General features: G+C 74.4%; 14 protein-coding genes. 8 read left to right on the top strand and 6 right to left on the bottom strand.

The features are described 5' to 3' along the window. Window positions 1-105 precede the first annotated feature (105 nt). From Athai_RS04125 to Athai_RS04110, 4 genes are all read right to left on the bottom strand, one after another. Window positions 106-2,007 carry an LpqB family beta-propeller domain-containing protein gene (locus Athai_RS04125; RefSeq protein WP_203960237.1) on the bottom strand — a complete coding sequence of 634 codons (1,902 nt, stop codon included), beginning with the start codon at window positions 2,005-2,007 and terminating at the stop codon, window positions 106-108. Continuing rightward, a complete protein-coding gene (gene mtrB, locus Athai_RS04120) occupies window positions 2,000-3,727 on the bottom strand; it encodes an MtrAB system histidine kinase MtrB (RefSeq protein WP_203960236.1) in 1,728 nt (575 codons plus the stop codon). The genes Athai_RS04125 and mtrB overlap by 8 nt, the downstream gene beginning before the upstream one ends. Window positions 3,728-3,908: 181 nt before the next feature. After that, entirely contained in the window at window positions 3,909-4,598 is a 690-nt protein-coding gene (mtrA, locus tag Athai_RS04115) for an MtrAB system response regulator MtrA (RefSeq protein ID WP_203960235.1), read from the bottom strand. A 175-nt stretch (window positions 4,599-4,773) separates the two neighbouring features. Next, window positions 4,774-6,033: a CynX/NimT family MFS transporter gene (locus Athai_RS04110; protein ID WP_203960234.1), complete on the bottom strand. Its 1,260-nt coding sequence runs from the start codon at window positions 6,031-6,033 to the stop codon at window positions 4,774-4,776. A gap of 83 nt (window positions 6,034-6,116) precedes the next feature. On the opposite strand from Athai_RS04110, the gene Athai_RS04105 reads away from it, so the two are divergent. The 6 genes from Athai_RS04105 to Athai_RS04085 all read left to right on the top strand — a co-directional run bounded on the left by Athai_RS04105 (window position 6,117) and on the right by Athai_RS04085 (window position 12,176). Beyond that, complete coding sequence (locus Athai_RS04105) at window positions 6,117-6,785, top strand: FadR/GntR family transcriptional regulator (protein ID WP_203960233.1); 669 nt, start codon at window positions 6,117-6,119, stop codon at window positions 6,783-6,785. 160 nt (window positions 6,786-6,945) lie between these two features. Next, window positions 6,946-7,737 (top strand): hypothetical protein, encoded by a 792-nt coding sequence (locus Athai_RS33855; protein ID WP_239156710.1) that lies wholly within the window; start codon window positions 6,946-6,948, stop codon window positions 7,735-7,737. A 115-nt stretch (window positions 7,738-7,852) separates the two neighbouring features. Next, window positions 7,853-8,398 (top strand): DUF4129 domain-containing protein, encoded by a 546-nt coding sequence (locus tag Athai_RS04100; RefSeq protein ID WP_239156709.1) that lies wholly within the window; start codon window positions 7,853-7,855, stop codon window positions 8,396-8,398. Continuing rightward, window positions 8,395-9,702 carry a DUF4350 domain-containing protein gene (locus Athai_RS04095; protein ID WP_203960231.1) on the top strand — a complete coding sequence of 436 codons (1,308 nt, stop codon included), beginning with the start codon at window positions 8,395-8,397 and terminating at the stop codon, window positions 9,700-9,702. Before Athai_RS04100 ends, Athai_RS04095 begins: the two co-directional genes overlap by 4 nt. A gap of 85 nt (window positions 9,703-9,787) precedes the next feature. Further along, window positions 9,788-10,717, top strand: a complete 930-nt coding sequence (locus tag Athai_RS04090) for an AAA family ATPase (protein ID WP_239157348.1) — start codon at window positions 9,788-9,790, stop codon at window positions 10,715-10,717. Window positions 10,718-10,865: 148 nt separating this feature from the next. After that, on the top strand, window positions 10,866-12,176 hold the full coding sequence (locus tag Athai_RS04085) for a DUF58 domain-containing protein (protein WP_203960230.1): 1,311 nt from the start codon (window positions 10,866-10,868) through the stop codon (window positions 12,174-12,176). Window positions 12,177-12,265: 89 nt separating this feature from the next. Here the strand turns inward: Athai_RS04085 and Athai_RS04080 are convergent, their stop codons facing one another. Next, on the bottom strand, window positions 12,266-12,559 hold the full coding sequence (locus Athai_RS04080; protein WP_203960229.1) for a helix-turn-helix domain-containing protein: 294 nt from the start codon (window positions 12,557-12,559) through the stop codon (window positions 12,266-12,268). Between the two features lie 63 nt (window positions 12,560-12,622). Between Athai_RS04080 and map the strand changes: the two genes are divergently transcribed. Beyond that, complete coding sequence (map, locus tag Athai_RS04075; RefSeq protein ID WP_203960228.1) at window positions 12,623-13,399, top strand: type I methionyl aminopeptidase; 777 nt, start codon at window positions 12,623-12,625, stop codon at window positions 13,397-13,399. A 291-nt stretch (window positions 13,400-13,690) separates the two neighbouring features. After that, window positions 13,691-15,541: a CASTOR/POLLUX-related putative ion channel gene (locus Athai_RS04070; RefSeq protein ID WP_203960227.1), complete on the top strand. Its 1,851-nt coding sequence runs from the start codon at window positions 13,691-13,693 to the stop codon at window positions 15,539-15,541. 27 nt (window positions 15,542-15,568) lie between these two features. Here Athai_RS04070 and Athai_RS04065 read toward each other — a convergent pair whose 3' ends face one another. After that, window positions 15,569-16,144, bottom strand: coding sequence for a TetR/AcrR family transcriptional regulator (locus tag Athai_RS04065; protein WP_203960226.1), 576 nt, complete (start codon window positions 16,142-16,144; stop codon window positions 15,569-15,571). Window positions 16,145-16,229 lie beyond the last annotated feature (85 nt).

Raw genomic sequence — 16,229 nt, 5'->3', positions numbered from 1 at the left:
CGTCGCTCGCCGGCCCCGCGCCCCGGCCGGTCGTGCACAGCCCGGTGGACAACCCGCCGAGCACGAGAGTTGCGTGCTATCGCGTCGAACCGGTGCGGCGAACCCCTAGTTCGGGAAGAACGGGGCGGTGCCGGTCGGTGGCTCCGCAGCCCCGTCCGGCGCCGCCAGTTCGTTGCCGGTCAGCTGCCACAGCTTGCCGTTGATCGCCAGCAGGATGATGCCGTGCGCCGCGCCGCGGGCCGGGTCGGTGGTACCGGACGCCACGTACTCCGGGACCCGGTCCCCGCTGGTGCCGGTGAGCAGGTCGGACGACACGTCGTCGAGGCTGAACTGCCACGCGCCGCCGCGTACCGCGCTGGACTGGCCGCTGGCCCAGCCGACCGAGCCGCGACCGCCGAACGCGACGTCGTCGTCCTGGGTCCAGGAGACCTCGCTGAGATCGGTGAAGCTGCTGGCCACCGCGCGCATCCGGCCCACCGACAGGGTGGTGTCCTGCTGGATGAGCGGCGCCACGTACAGGTGGCCGCCGCGCACCAGCGCGACCCGGCACCCGTCCGGTGAGACGGCCACCGCGGTCACCGCGCCGCCCGGCGAACCGGGCGCGAACGCCACCTTCTCGGTGTGCCCGGTCCCCGTCGCGACCCGCAGCGTGCCGTCCACCGGTACCAGGGCGGTCGACGAGTGCGGCAGCAGGCTGGGGCGCCCGATCTCGGCCGCGTCGCCGAGCCCCTCGGCCCGGACGAAGCGGGCGTCGGACGACTTCGCGTCGCCGATGGTGTGTCCGATCCACAGCGCCGGCCGGCCGTCGTCGTCGGTGCGGACCAGCGCGGTGGCGGACGAGTCGACGTTCAGCGCGGCGCGCTGGACGTCACTGTTCAGCCCGCTGGTGGCCGGGGCGGACAGCACCCCGGGCAACCACTGCTTGCTCGACGCGGGGATCACGATGCCGTGCGAGACGTAGTACCCGCCGGAACTGGCGGCGAGGGTGGCCGGGTTGAAGGTGCGCAGCGAACCGACGTCGAAGGTGCTGCCGCCGTCCCTGATGCCCGGCACCGGGAAGGGCCGGCCCTCGACCCGCAGCTGCAACCGCGACGCCCGCGCGTGCAGCGTCCAGGCCAGTTGCGCGGCCATCGTCAGCAGGTGTTTCGCTCCGACCGCCTCGCTGGTCAGGTCGACCACCACGACATCCTTGTCGTTCTGGGCGACCACGTTGCCGCGCCGCTTGGTGCCTTCCGGGATGTCGTTGACCACGGCGGGCGCGAGCCACGGTGACGGGCCGTCGAGCAGCCAGTCGACCAGGATGGTGCGCTCCTTCTGCGGCGCGATCGTCTTCGACACGTACCGCAGGTCGGGCACCAGCGACTGGTGGTCGGGGCTGGCGAAGTAGACCGGGGTGGCCGTGTAGTCGGCCGTCATCGCCTCGGTGGAGATGAGCGTGTGGTCCGGCGGGTTGGTGATCAGCCACTCCTTGCCGCCGGTGCCGGTCGGCCACTGCGCGAGCCGGAACTCCTGCGCGTAGTCGCGGCTGGCGTGCGAGCCCGGCGCGTCGACCGAGCCGTTCTCGGTCAGGGTGCCGACCAGCTCGCCGCGTACCCGCACCGTGGCCGTCGGCCGCCCGTGCTTGTCCTTGCCCTGCGCGGTGACCGTGTTGGTGTAGATGCGCACCACGGTCAGCCCGGCCGGGTCCTGGTGCCATCGACCGCGGGCGTCCGCGGAGAAGAACTGGGTCACGTTGCCGCGCAACTGGTCCGGGTTCGGGTCGAAACCCGCGGCCCGGTAGAACTGGTTGACCAGGTCGGTCGGGCTGCTCGCGGTGGCCGGGTCGGGCGGCGGGTCCTGGTGCGGTGCCTGCGGCTCGTTGTCCTCGCCGCCGCCCGCCGGCGCCGGCTTCACCACCACCGGCGGGCCGGAACTCGGTACCCCGCAGCCGGCCAGCGTCGCACCGAGCAGCCCGGCGAGCACGACACCCAGCAGGCTCCCGCCGCGGACCCGGCGCCGGCTACTCATCGCCGACCCCGGCCGAGAGCGGGTCGACGTCCGGCTCCCGCTGCGGTTCGTCGTCGAGGCTGCCGCCGGCCGGGCCGGCCGGCAGCGCCAGCGGCGCCGGTGACACGTCGGCGTCCGGCGGCACCAGCGGCAACGGCGACGACACGATGCGGTCGCCGGCGCGGGCCGGCACGGTCAGCCGGAACTGCGAGCCCTGCCCGGGCGCGCCCCACGCCTCCAGCCAGCCGCCGTGCAGCCGGGCATCCTCCAGGCTGATCGACAGCCCCAGCCCGGTGCCGCCGGTCTGCCGGGCGCGGGACGGGTCGGCCCGCCAGAACCGGTTGAACACCAGCTTCTCCTCACCCGGCCGCAGCCCGATGCCGCGATCGCGGACCGCGATCGCCACGGTCCGTTCGTCGGCCGCCAGGTGGACCTCGACCGGCTGGTGCTCACCGTGTTCGATGGCGTTCCCGATCAGGTTGCGCAGCACCCGCTCGACCCGACGCGGATCGACCTCGGCGATCACCGGCCCGTCCGGGGTGTGCAGGTGCACCGGCGCGCGCAGCCGCTCGGCGAGCACGCCGAAGCCGGCGGCGACCCGCTGCACGATCGGTACCAGGTCGACCGCCTCGGCGTCGAGCACCGCGAACCCGGCGTCGAACCGGCTGATCTCCAGCAGGTCGGTCAGCAACGCCTCGAACCGGTCCAGCTCGTCGGCGAGCAGTTCGGAGCTGCGGGCGGCGGCCGGCGGGAACTCGTCGCGACCGGCGTAGAGCATGTCGGCGGCCATCCGTACCGTCGTCAGCGGCGTGCGCAGCTCGTGCGAGACGTCCGAGGTGAACCGGCGCTGCAGCCGGGACAGCTCCTCCAGCCGGACGATCTGGTTCTGCAGGTTGCTCGCCATCTGGTTGAACGAGGCGGCGAGCCGGGCGAGATCGTCCTCGCCGCGCACCTCCATCCGTTCGTGCAGCAGCCCGGCGGACAGCCGCTGCGCGGTGCGCGCCGCGACCCGGACCGGGGTGACCACCATCCGGGCCACGATCGCCGCCATCAGCGCGAGCAGCAGGACCAGCGCCAGGCCGGCGATGATGGTCGTGTTGCGCACCAGGTTGGCCGCGGCGACCTCGTCGTCCAGCGGGAACAGGTAGTAGAGGTTGAACACGCCCCAGCCGACGTCGACGTGCTCGCCGACGGCGAGGTAGGGCCGCCGGCCCTGACCGTCCGGGTCCGCGGTGGTGAACTGGTATGCCAGGGCACCCTTGCGGCTGACCGTGTCGCGCAGCGCGGCCGGCACCTCGATCTTGGTCTGGTCGGTCGCCGGCCCGCCGTACGGTGCGACGTCGATGCGCGAGTCGGGCACCAGCTTGACCTCGTAGGTACCGGCGCGGGCGGGCACGCTGTAGAGGTTCACGACCACGTCGCGGACGCTCGCACCAAGCTGCGGGTCCTGCGCGCCGGACAGCGCGGCCAGCTGCTGCTGCACGGTGGTGGCGCCGCTGGACACCTGGCGCACGGCGGCCTGCCGCTTGGCCACCACCAGTCCGGCGGTGATCTGCTTCGCCACGAAGTACCCGAACGCGGCCACCAGCAGCGACGACACCAGCAACGTGATCGACACGACGCGCAGCGACAGCGAGCGGCGCCACGGGGACACCGCACGGCGGGCGCGTCGACCCAGCCCCGGCGCCACCCGGTGCAGCGTCTCCCGGGCCCGCCGCACCAGTGCGTCGCGTCGACTCATGTCCGCGCCCCGGCACGCTCGGAGCGGCCCCGGGGGACGAACGGGCGGCGCGCACGATCCGCCCGCCGGCGCCGGCTCATGTCCGCGCTCCGCCGTGCTCCGGGCGACGGCCGACCGGCGCCCGCGACTCGTTCGCCGACGCCCGCCGTCCGCTCCGCTCCGAGCGGCGCTCGCTCATGCCTTACCCCGTGCCTGCCTTGTAGCCGACACCGCGGACGGTCAGGATGATCTCCGGACGTTCCGGGTCGGGCTCGATCTTGGCCCGTAACCGCTGCACGTGCACGTTGACCAGCCGGGTGTCCGCGGCGTGTCGGTAGCCCCAGACCTGTTCCAGGAGCACCTCACGAGTGAACACCTGTCGCGGCTTGCGTGCCAACGCCACGAGCAGGTCGAACTCCAGCGGGGTCAGCTTGACCTCGGCGCCGTTGCGGGTGGCGGTGTGGGCGGGCACGTCGATGCTGATCTGCCGGCCGGGCGGGCCGATGGTGAGCAGCTCCGGCGCGGTGTCCTCGCCGCGCCGCAGCCGCGCCCGCATCCGGGCCACCAGTTCCTTGGGCTTGAACGGCTTGACCACGTAGTCGTCGGCCCCGGACTCCAGGCCGAGGACCACGTCGACGGTGTCGCTCTTGGCGGTGAGCATCACGATCGGCACCCCGGACTCGCCCCGAATCGCCCGACAGACGTCGATCCCGCTCATCCCGGGCAGCATCAGGTCGAGCAGCACGATGTCCGGCCTGGTCTCCCGGAACGCCGCCAGGGCCCGCTCACCGTCGGCCACGAACGAGGGCATGAACCCCTCGCTGCGCAGCACGATGCCGAGCATCTCGGCCAGCGCCGGGTCGTCGTCGACGACGAGCACTCGCGCCCTCACGCGGACACCGACCGCGTCGCGCACCGACCGAAGTCCCACCGCCGCGCTCCGCCTCGTTGCGTATCGCTCATGGCCCTATCGTTTCATCAGCCGGCCAACCTACGGAAAACCCGGTTGCCCCCACGCGCCCGGCGCGACCCGTTCGGCCAGTCGAATCCGCCCGAAAGTACCGGTCTCAGCGCGATTGCGACCGTGCTTCGTCCTCGATGTACCGGTTGCGCCCGGCGGCCAGCCCGCCGAACAGCTGCGGTACCAGCATCACCAGCAGGAACAGGATCGGCACCAGCCAGCCGTGCGTCGCGTCGTGCAGCACGCCGACGAGCAGCGGGCCGACGGCGGCGATCAGATACCCGACGCTCTGCACGAACCCGGACAACCCGGCCGTACCGGCCGGCGTACGCGCGCGCAGCCCGACCATCAGCAGTGCCAGCGGGAACGCGCCACCCCCGACGCCGATCAGCAGCGCCCAGGCCAGCGCGCCGGCGTGCGGGGCCAGCAACAGCCCGAGGTAGCCCACCACGTAGCAGCCGATCAGCAGCAGCACGTACGGCCGCTGGTCGCGGGTCCGGCCGGCCAGCGTGGGCAGGAAGAACGCGATCGGCATCCCGACCGCGACCACCAGCGACACCAGCAGCCCGGCCGTGGACGAGGAGTAGCCCGCGGCGGCGAAGATCTTCGCCAGCCAGCCGAACACCACGTACGCCTGCAGCGACTGGGTGCCCATGTAGACGGCGAGCGCCCAGCCCAACCGGGTACGGGACGGCCGGACGCCCGGCGCCGCACCGACCGGCGCGGTGGCCGCGGGCGAGGGCTGCCGGCGGCGCAGCGCACCGAGCCAGGGCAGCAGCCCGAACGCCGCGATCGTGGCCCACAGCGCCAGGCCGCCGCGCCAGCCACCGGCGGCGGCCGCCACCGGGACCGCCACCGCGGAGGCGAGCGCGGCGCCCAGGTTGAGCACCGTCGTGTACAGCCCGGTGAGCAGCCCGAGCCGGTCCGGGAAGTACGTGCGAACCAGGACCGGCAGGGTCACGTTGCCGGCGGCGATGCCGGCCAGGCACAGCACGCTGACGGCGAGGAACACCGGGGCCGAGCCGGCCAGCGGGCGCAGCACCAGGCCGGCGACGAGCGCGGCCATCGCGGCGAGGAGCACCCGGTCGGCCCCGAACCGGCGGGCCAGTCGCGGCGCGAGACCGGAGAACGCGCCGAAGCACAGCGCCGGCAGGGTGGTCAGCAGCCCGGCGGTGGCGCCGGACATGGACAGTCCGGACTGCAACTGGTCGAGCAGCGCGCCGACGCTGGTGATGGCGGGTCGCAGGTTGAGCGCGACGAGCAGGATGCCGGCGCCGATCAGCCAGCGGGCTCGACGTCGGGCCGGCTCACCCGCACCGGCGACGGCGGTACGGGTGGGCTGCTGGTCCTGGGTCGTCTCCGGCACGAGAGCCAGCCTAGAATCATGGGATGACTGGATGACAGGAGGTTGTGCCCAATGCCACTGCTCCAACAAGGAGGTTGTTGTCGATGCCACTGCGCAACGCCGCCCGTACCCCGCTGGTCGACCAGGTGATCACCCAGCTGCGGGAGCAGATCTCGTCCGGCGAGTGGCCGGTGGGCAGCAAGATTCCCACCGAACCGGACCTGGTCGCGGCGCTCGGCGTGGGTCGCAACACCCTCCGCGAGGCGGTCCGGGCGCTCGCCCACCTCGGCCTGCTGGAGTCGAGGCAGGGCGCCGGCACGTACGTGCGGGCCGACAACGAGCTGGCCGGCGCGGTCCGCCGGCGACTCGCCCGGGCCGAACTGCGGGACGCCACCGAGCTGCGGCGCGGCCTGGAGGTGGAGGCGGCCCGGCTCGCCGCCCGCCGGCGTACCGACGACGACCTGGCGGCGCTGCGGGCCGCGCTGGCCGCGCGCGAGGCGGCGTGGGCCGATCAGGACGCGCAGCTGTTCGTCGAGACCGACGCCCGGTTCCATCACGCGGTCGCCGACTGCTCGCACAACGCGATGCTGATCGAGCTGTACGCGGACTTCGGCGAGGCGCTGCGCGACGTGCTGCACACCTGCGTCGGCGGCGAGGTCCGGCCGGACGAGTACCTGAGCCACACCGGGCTGGTCGAGGCGATCTCGGCCGGCGACGAGGACCGCGCCGCGGCCGAGGCCGCCACGTTCCTCCGGCTGTACGACACCGGCTGACCGCGCCGCGCCCGGCACCAGCGGGCCCGCCGCTACGACCCGCGGGCGCGCGCATGCCAGGATGGCGGCTGCGTCGGGGCCCGCCACGGCGGCGTCCCGCGGAGGCCGGGGGCCTTCGAGCACGGGGTAACCCGACTGGCCTCCGGGCGGGGAGAGGGCGATGGAGACGGAGCTGCCGCTGCGGCCGATGACCGTCGGCGAGCTGCTGGACGCCTCCGTCGTGCTGCTGCGCCGCGGCTGGCCGCCCCTGGTGGCCCTCGGCCTGGTGCTCGCACTCGGCCAGCAGGCGCTGGTCGGCCTGGTCGCCCCGATGCCGGACCAGGTGTGGACCGACCCGGCCGGCTTCTGGGCCTGGCTCGGCGTCTGGCTCGGTACCGAGTCCACCGCGATCGCGATTCTCGGCGCGCCGGCCAGCGTGGCCGCCGCCCGGGTGGTCGCCGGCGAGCCCGTCGGGCGGCGCACCCTGCTCACCGCGCCGGGCCGCCGCTGGCCGGCGACGCTCGGCCTGGCGGTACTGGTGGGCGCGGTCGCCGTCGGCGGCGCGTTCGCCTGCGGGTTGCCGTGGCTCGTCGCCTACGGCGCCGCCGGGCTGCTGGTACCGGTGCTGATCGCGGACCGCGCCACCGGCGGCCAGGTGATCGCCCGGCCGCTGGTCCTGCTCGGCCGCGGCGGCTGCCGGGCGGGTGGCATCCGGCTGCTCGGCTACTTCGGCTGGCTCGCCGTCCGGCTGGCGGTCGGGATCGGCGCGCAGCAGTTGCTCGGCGAGCTGCCGCTGCCCGTACCGTTCGCCGGTGCGATCGGCTGGGTCGTCGTCGATGCGCTCGCGTACCCGGCGCTGGCCTGCCTGGACGCCTGCCTGCACGTGGAGAACCGGATGCGGACCGAGGGCCTGGACCTGGCCCTCGCCACCACGACCGGCCCCCGCCGTGCCGTCCTGGAGGCGATCCGGTGAGCGAGCGAACCAGGCGTGCCGGGGGCGCCGCCGCCCCGGCTTCCGGGGAGAGGGCGGAGCCGGCGAGAGCGCGCGCGTGGCCCCGCGCCGGCGGGTCGGCACGGGAGGACCAGCCGTGAGTCTCTCCCGGTCCTGGACCGAGTTCGTCGCCGACCTGGCCGATCACGTACCGGGCGGGGTCGCCGGGCTCGCCGCGCTGGTGCTGCTGCTCGCCGGGCTCGCGCTGATCGCCCTGTACTGGCGGCCCCGGCGGCGGCACCGGCCCGAGCCGGTCGACCCGCCGGCCACCGACGAGCCGGCCGAGGCGGCCACCGACGACGAGGACGACGCGGTGCCGGAGCTGCCGCCGGCGCAGCTGGCCTCCCTCGCGGACCGGTACGCGGCGGCCGGCCGGTACGCCGAGGCGGTCCGCGAACGGCTCCGGGCGATGGTGCGCGAGCTGGTGGAACGCGGCGTGCTGCGGCACCGTCCGGAGTGGACGGTCACGGAACTGGCCGCCGCCGCCGGCGCCGCGGCACCGGGACTGGCCGGGACGATGACCGAAGCGGCCGACGTGTTCTCCCGGATCTGGTACGCCCGGCGCCCCGCCACCGCGGCCGACGACGCGCGGATGCGCACCCTCGCCGCCGCCGTGGCCGAGCGAGCGGGGGCGACCCGATGAGCACCCGGAGCAGCCGGCGCCGGTTCCGGTTCCGGCGCTGGATGGCGCCGGTGGCGGTGCTGCTGGTGCTGTTCACCGGCACGATCGTGACCTGGGCGATGCAGCGGGTCACCCCCGGTGACGCGCAGTTCCTGGAACCGGCGTCGCGTGCCGGCATCGGCGCCGCCACCGCCGCGCACCGGCTCGCCGCCACCGGCGTACCGGTGCGCCGGGTCGGCGGCTCGGCCGCCGCCCTGTCGGCCGCCACCGGCGGCGCGACGCTCCTGGTCACGGCGCCGGGTTACCTGCGGCCGGCGCGGCTGGGCCGGCTGCTCGCACCGGGCCGGTACCGCCGGGTGGTGCTGGTCGCGCCGTCGCCGACGGTGCTCGACGAGCAGCGGCTGCCGGCCCGCCGTACCGGCAGCCGGTGGACCACCGGGGTGGCCGACGCGGGCTGTTCCGGCGGCCCGGCGGTCGGACCGGCGGCGGTGCGCGGCGACACGTACGCGGCGACCGCGCCGGGGGCGCGCCGGTGCTATGCCGGCGGCGTACTGCTGCTGCCGGCGGCCGGTGGGCCGCAGGTGGTGCTGGTCGGCGCGGCGGACGTGTTCCGCAACGACCGGATCGCCGAGCACCGCAACGCGGCGCTGGCCGCCGCGCTGCTCGGTACCCGCCCGGTGGTGTGGCTCAGCCTGCACCGGCCGGAACCGGTCGAGCAGGTCCAGCTGCCGCCACCGGCTCCGACCGCCAGCCCCGATCGGCCCGAGCCGTCGGTGACCGCCGGTACCACCGCGCCGTCGGCGACGGCGGGCGACGGGTCCGCCCGGGCCGGCGGCGGCTCGTCCGGCGGCGGCAGCCCGCCGAACCCGCTGTGGTCGGCGCTGCCGCCCTGGGTGTGGGCGATCGTGGTGCAGCTGCTGGTGGCGGCGGCGCTGTTCGCCGGGTGGCGGGCCCGGCGGCTCGGCGGTCCGGTCGGCGAGCCGCTGCCGGTCCTGGTACCGAGCACCGAGACCGTCCTCGGCCGGGCCCGGCTGTACCGGCGCGCGCACGCCCGGGAGGCCGCGGCGGCGGCGCTGCGGGCCGGTACCCTGCGGCGGCTACGAGCGGGGCTCGGTGCGACGGCGGAGGCGAGCAGCCCGGTCGCGCTGGCCACCGCGTCCGGCTGGCCGGTGGGGCGGGTCGAGTCGGTGCTGTACGGTCCGGCTCCGGAACGCGACGACGATCTGCGCGCGCTCGCCGCCGACCTGGCCGAGCTGCGGCGCCGGGTGCTCGACCCGCGGTACGGCCCTGCGAAGGAGGAGACCAGGCGTGCAGGACATCGGTGAACCCCGGATCGGTACGCCGCCCGGCGAGCCGGCGGAGCCGCCGGCACCGGCCCCGGCGGGTGCCGACGGGGACGCCCGGGCGGCGCTGGGACGGCTGCGCGCCGAGGTGGGCAAGGTGGTGGTCGGGCAGGACGCGGTGGTCACCGGCCTGGTGATCGCGCTGATCTGCCGCGGCCACGTGCTGCTGGAGGGCGTCCCGGGGGTGGCGAAGACGCTGCTGGTCCGGACGCTCGCGCGGGCGCTGTCGCTGTCGCACAAGCGGATCCAGTTCACCCCGGACCTGATGCCCGGCGACGTCACCGGTTCGCTGGTGTACGACGCGCGTACCGCCGAGTTCGAGTTCCGCGAGGGGCCGGTGTTCACCAACCTGCTGCTCGCCGACGAGATCAACCGGACGCCGCCGAAGACGCAGTCGGCGCTGCTGGAGGCGATGGAGGAACGGCAGGTCACCACCGACGGGGTGGCCCGCAGGCTGCCGGAGCCGTTCACCGTCGCCGCCACCCAGAACCCGATCGAGTACGAGGGCACCTACTCGCTGCCGGAGGCGCAGCTGGACCGGTTCCTGCTGAAGCTGACGGTGCCGCTGCCGAAGCGGGCCGCGGAGCTGGCGATGCTGGCCGCGCACCACCGCGGGTTCGATCCGCACGACCTGGCCGCCGCCGGGGTCGAGCCGGTGGCGGGGCCGGCCGAGCTGGCCGCGGCACACCGGCAGGCGGGCGCGGTGCAGGTCGCCGACGTGGTCCTCGGCTACCTGCTGGACGTGTGCCGCGCGACCCGGACCGCACCGTCGCTGGCGCTGGGCGCCTCGCCCCGTGCCTCGGCGGCGCTGCTGTCCGCGGTGAAGGCGTGGGCCTGGCTGGCCGGCCGCGACTTCGTCACCCCGGACGACGTGAAGGCGCTGGTCCGGCCGGTACTGCGGCACCGGGTCCGGCTGCGGCCGGAAGCCGAACTGGCCGGTGTCACCGCCGACGCGGTGCTCGACTCGGTCCTCGCCAGCGTCCCGACGCCGCGCTGACCGCGATGCCCAGCCGAGCCGGCTCGCGACCCGTCGCGCAACTCCGCGCGGCAGCGCCGAAGCGCGCCCCGGAGCCGCGGGCCGCGTCACCCGCCCGGTCCGTCGCCGGACCGTCGGGCACCCTGCCGTGCCGTGCCCGGGGGCGGCGATGCTGACCTGGCGGCCGGTGGCGCTGCTCGCGGTGCTGGCGGTGACGCTGCCGCTGTGGCCGAGCCCGGTGCTCGGGGTGGCGTGCTCGATCGCCGCGGTACTCGCGCTGTCCATCGTGGACATGGTGGCCGCGGCGCCGGTCTCCCGGGTCCGGCTGTCCCGCACCGGCGACACCCGGGTCCGGCTGAGCGAATCGGCGACGGTACGGCTGCACGTGCACAACGAGGCGACCCGGCCGCTGCGGGCCACGGTGCGCGACGCGTGGGTGCCGTCCGCGGGCGCCGCCCGGCCGGTCCGGCGGGTGTCGCTGCCGGCCGGTGGCCGCGCGACGATCACCATGACGCTGACCCCGACCCGGCGCGGTGACCGGCCGGCCCGGCGGGTCACCGTCCGGTCGTACGGGCCGTTGCGGTTCGGCTACCGGCAGGCCACCGCGCGCGCGGCGGCGGCGATGACACCCGGCTGGACGCTGCGGGTGCTGCCGCGCTTCTCGGCCCGCCGGTACCTGCCGGAGAAGCTGGCCCGGCTGCGGGTACTGGACGGCACGGTGGCCATCCGGGGCCGCGGCCAGGGCACCGAGTTCGACGCGCTGCGCGAGTACGTGCCGGGCGACGACGTCCGGTCCATCGACTGGCGCGGTACCGCCCGCAGTGCCGAGGTGCTGGTGCGCACCTGGCGGCCGGAGCGGGACCGCCGGGTGCTGTGCGTGCTGGACACCGGCCGGACCGCGGCGGCCCGGATCGGCGACGAGCCGCGGCTGGACGCCGCCCTGGACGCCTGCCTGCTGCTCGCCGCGGTCGCCTCCCGCGGCGGTGACCAGGTCGACCTGCTCGCCGCCGACACCGAGGTACGCGCGGCGGTGCGCGGCGCGGGCGCGGCCACCCTGCTGCCCCGGTTCGCGGACGCGCTGGCGCCGCTGACACCGGCACTGGTGGAGACCGACTTCGAGCTGGTCACCGGCGAGGTCCTGCGCACCGAGCGGAAGCGTTCGCTGGTCGTACTGTTCACCGAACTCGCCCCGGGCGCGCTGGTGGAGGGGCTGCTGCCGGTGCTGCCGATGCTCACCGACCGGCACACGGTGCTGCTCGCCGCCACCCACGACGACACGCTGGACCGGCTCACCGAGCGTTCCGGCGAGATCGCCGAGGCGTACGCGGCGGCCGCCGCGGAGCGCGCCCTGGCGGAGCGGCACCGGATCGCGGACGCGCTGCGCCGCAACGGGGTGGTGGTGGTCGACGCCGCCGCGGCCGAGTTCGCCAGCACGGTCACCGACGTCTACCTCGACCTCAAGGCGGCCGGGCGGCTCTGACCGGTGGTACCTCGGCCCCGCGGCCGCCGACCGGGGAAGGACGGCTCCGACCGGTGCGGCGCCGGACCGGTGCAGGTGGCGCGGGACGGTCAGGAGGCGAGCCGTGCCCCGGCCCGGTGGGGCGGTTCGACGCCCTGCTCGGGTTGGTTGATCTCGGACCACACCGCGTCGAGCGACAGGCCGAGCACGTCGGCGATCGCCGCGATGGTGGAGAAGGCGGGGGTCGCCACCCGACCCGACTCGATCTTGCGCAGGGTTTCCGGCGAGACCTGGGCGTCGAGCGCGGTCTGCAGCATCGAGCGCTCGCCCCGGGCGCGCCGCAGCAGCACACCGAGGCGGGCACCGCGTTCCAGCTCGGCGGGACTGAGCGGCAACCTGACCATGACCCGATTCTAATACCGGGATAGTATTGCCGGTATAGTTATTGGGGACCGGGAAGGTACGGCATGATCGAGATCCTGAACGACACCGAACTGGCCCGGGCGAAGGTCACCGGCGCCCTGGTCGCCGACATCCTGCAGACGCTCGAGAGGCGCAGCACCGTCGGTACCAACCTGCTGGACATCGACACCTGGACCAGGGAGATGATCGTCCAGGCCGGGGCGGAGTCCTGCTACGTCGACTACGAGCCGTCCTTCGGCCGCGGGCCGTTCGGCCACTACATCTGCACCTCGGTCAACGACGCCGTGCTGCACGGCATGCCGTACGACCGCCCGCTGGCCGACGGCGACCTGCTGACCCTCGACCTCGCCGTCGCCAAGGACGGCATCGCCGCCGATGCGGCCATCAGCTTCGTCGTGGGCGACACGCAGCACCCGGACAGCATCGCGATGATCGACACCACCCGGCGCGCGCTGCGCGCCGGCATCGCCGCCGCCCGCCCCGGCGCCCGCATCGGCGACCTCTCGCACGCCATCGGCGAGGTCCTGAGCGCGGCCGGCTACCCGATCAACACCGAGTTCGGCGGGCACGGCATCGGCTCGACGATGCACCAGGACCCACACATCCCGAACACCGGTCGCGCCGGCCGCGGCTACCCGCTGCGCCCCGGCCTGCTGCTCGCGCTGGAGCCGTGGATCATGGCCGACACCGCCCGGCTCGTCACCGACGCGGACGGCTGGACGCTGCGCAGCGCCACCGGCAGCCGGACCGCGCACAGCGAGCACACCATCGCCATCACCGCCGACGGTGCCGAGATCCTCACCCTGCCGACCGGACGCTGACCGCGGCACCGGCGCGAGCGGCCGTTGATGACTGTCAGCGACCGCATTGCCAGCCGGGTTCGGAGTGCCCGGACGCGGCCCAGCCACCGGCAGCGACCGCCGCCCGACGGTGCGCGATCATCCCCAACCGCAGCTCACGGGCGCGAGGAGGGCTTGCGCGGCGGCCTACCATCGGTCGCCGACACGATGTGCCGGCCCCGCGGATCCGCGCGGGACGCCCGCCGAACCCCGGGAGTGGCAGTGCCCGCCATCACGTTCCGTCGACGAATCCGGTACTGGTTCGACCGGACGATGTCCAGGGGCACCCCGGCCCTGGTCGGCTGGCTCGCCGTCGCCTCCCTCGCCGTGGTGGTCGTCGGCGGCGTGCTCGCCTGGCTGGTGGAGCTGCTCGTCCACCCCGGCTCGGCGGAGGGCGAACCGCGCGGGCTGCTCGCCGCGCTGTGGCAGGCGGTACTGCACGCCATGGACCCGGGCACGGTGGCCGGCGACACCGGGCACTGGTGGTACATCGCGATCGCGTTCCTGATCACGATCGGCGGGATCATGATCGTCACCGCGTTCATCGGGGTGCTCACCACCGGCCTGGACGCGAAGCTCAGCGACCTGCGCAAGGGTCGCTCCGACGTGCTGGAGCAGGGGCACACCGTGGTGCTCGGCTGGTCCGACCAGGTGTTCACGGTGCTGTCCGAGCTCGCCGAGGCGAACGAGAACCAGCGCCGGTCCTGCGTGGCGATCCTGGCCGACCGGGACAAGGTCGAGATGGAGGACGAGATCCGGGCCAAGGTGCCCGACGTCGGCCGGATGCGGATCGTCTGCCGCACCGGCGATCCGGTGGATCCGGACGACATCATGATCGTCAACCCGGCCGAGGCGAAGTCGGTGATCATCCTGCCGTTGGCGGAGTCGAACCCGGACGCCAACCTGGTCCGTACCCTGCTCGCCATCAACCGGGCCCGGGAGGGCAGCACCCGACCCTGCCCGATCGTCGGCTGCGTCAGCGAGACGAAGAACCTCGCCGCGGCGCGACTCGCCGGCGGTCCGCACGCGTACCTGATCGACGCCAACGACATCGCGGCCCGGCTGATCGTGCAGACCTGCCGGCAGTCCGGGCTGTCGGTGGTGTACACCGACCTGCTCGACTTCGGCGGCGACGAGGTGTACCTGAAGGAGGAGCCGGCGCTCGTCGGGCGCACCTACGCCGACGCGCTGCACGCCTACCGCACCTCGTCGATCATCGGGATCCTCGGCGCCGACGGCCGGATCGGCGTCAACCCGGACAGCCGGACGCCGATCCGGCCCGGTGACCGGCTCATCGCGATCTCGGCGGACGACGACACCGTGATCCTGTCGCCCACCGGCCCGGCGCCGGTGCACGGCCCCGCGATCACCGCGATCCCGAACTCGCCCGCGACCAGGGAACGCACCCTGATCCTGGGCTGGAACGCCCGCGCCGAGGGCGTGCTGCGCCAGCTCGACCAGTACGTGTCCGCCGGCTCCGAGGCGCACGTGGTGGCGAGCCACCCGGACGCCGAGCCGTCGATGCGCAAGCTCAGCGTGCAGAACATGCTGCTCGATTTCAAGGCCGAGGACAGCTCGGACCGGGCGGTGCTGGAGTCGTTGGGAATCCAGAACTTCGACCACATCATCGTGCTGTGCGGCGACGACGTCGATCCGCAGCTGGCAGACTCGCGCACCCTCGCGACGCTGCTGCAGCTGCGCGACATGGAGCAGCGGCTGGGCGACCGGTTCTCCATCGTCAGCGAGATGGCCGACGACCGGAACCGGGCGCTGGCGCAGGTCACCCAGGCCGACGACTTCATCGTCAGCGACAAGCTGCTGACCCTGATGATGACGCAGGTGTCGGAGAACCCGCACCTGGCCCGGCTGTTCGACGACCTGTTCGATGCGGACGGCTGCGAGATCTACCTGAAGCCGGCCGGCCGGTACGTCCGCCCCGGGGTACCGATCAACTACCAGACGGTGGTGGAGGCGGCCCGCGCGAAGGGCGAGTCTGCGATCGGTTACCGGGTGGCGGCGCAGGCGCACCAGGCGCCGGCGTTCGGCATCGTGCTCAACCCCGACAAGGCGGAGCCGCTGACCGTCCGGCCGGGCGACAGCATCATCGTGCTCGCCGAGGACTGAGCGGGGCCGGGGCCGGACGGGCCGGTCTCAGCACAGGAAGCGGTCGACGAGCAGGGCCACCCGCTCGGCGGTACGGCCGGGGCGCAGCCGGTGGCTGTCGTCGAGCGCGACGAGGCCGTGCAGCGCCGCCCAGAACGTCTCGGTCAGCGTCTCCAGGTCCGCCCCCGGCCGGGCGAACGGCCGTACCGTCGCGGCGAACTCGCCGAACGCGGCGCGCAGTGTCGCCGGGCTCTGCTCGGTGCCGAACGACAGGTCGCTGGTGAGCGTGAACATCGCCGCGTAGAGCGCGGGCTGCCGCTCGGCGAACTCGACGTAGCCGGCCGCGACGGCGCGCATCGCCGCCGCCGGGTCGGCCGCGCCCTCGCGGGCCGCCCGGAGCCGGTCGGTCAGCTCCCCGATGCCCTCCAGCGCCGCGGCGCGCATGATCGCCTCCTTGCCGCGGAAGTGGCTGTAGAGCACCGGCTGGCTGTACTCGATCCGGGCGGCGAGCCGGCGGGTGGTGACCGCGTCCCAGCCCTCGGCCTCGGCCAGCTCGCGGGCCGCGGTGACGATCAGCTGGTGCCGCTCGGCGCGTTCACGTTCGCGACGGGACTGGATGCTCATGGGCCGATCCTAGCATTGCTAGTTTCAAAATCAGTGCTACTCTATCGCTGACCACATTCCTAGCATTGCTAGATTCTCGGCCGGT

This window comes from Actinocatenispora thailandica, from assembly GCF_016865425.1.
Classification (GTDB): Bacteria; Actinomycetota; Actinomycetes; order Mycobacteriales; family Micromonosporaceae; genus Actinocatenispora; species Actinocatenispora thailandica.
The sequence above is the reverse complement of the archived record's forward strand: the minus strand, read 5'-3'. Positions and strand labels throughout refer to the sequence as shown.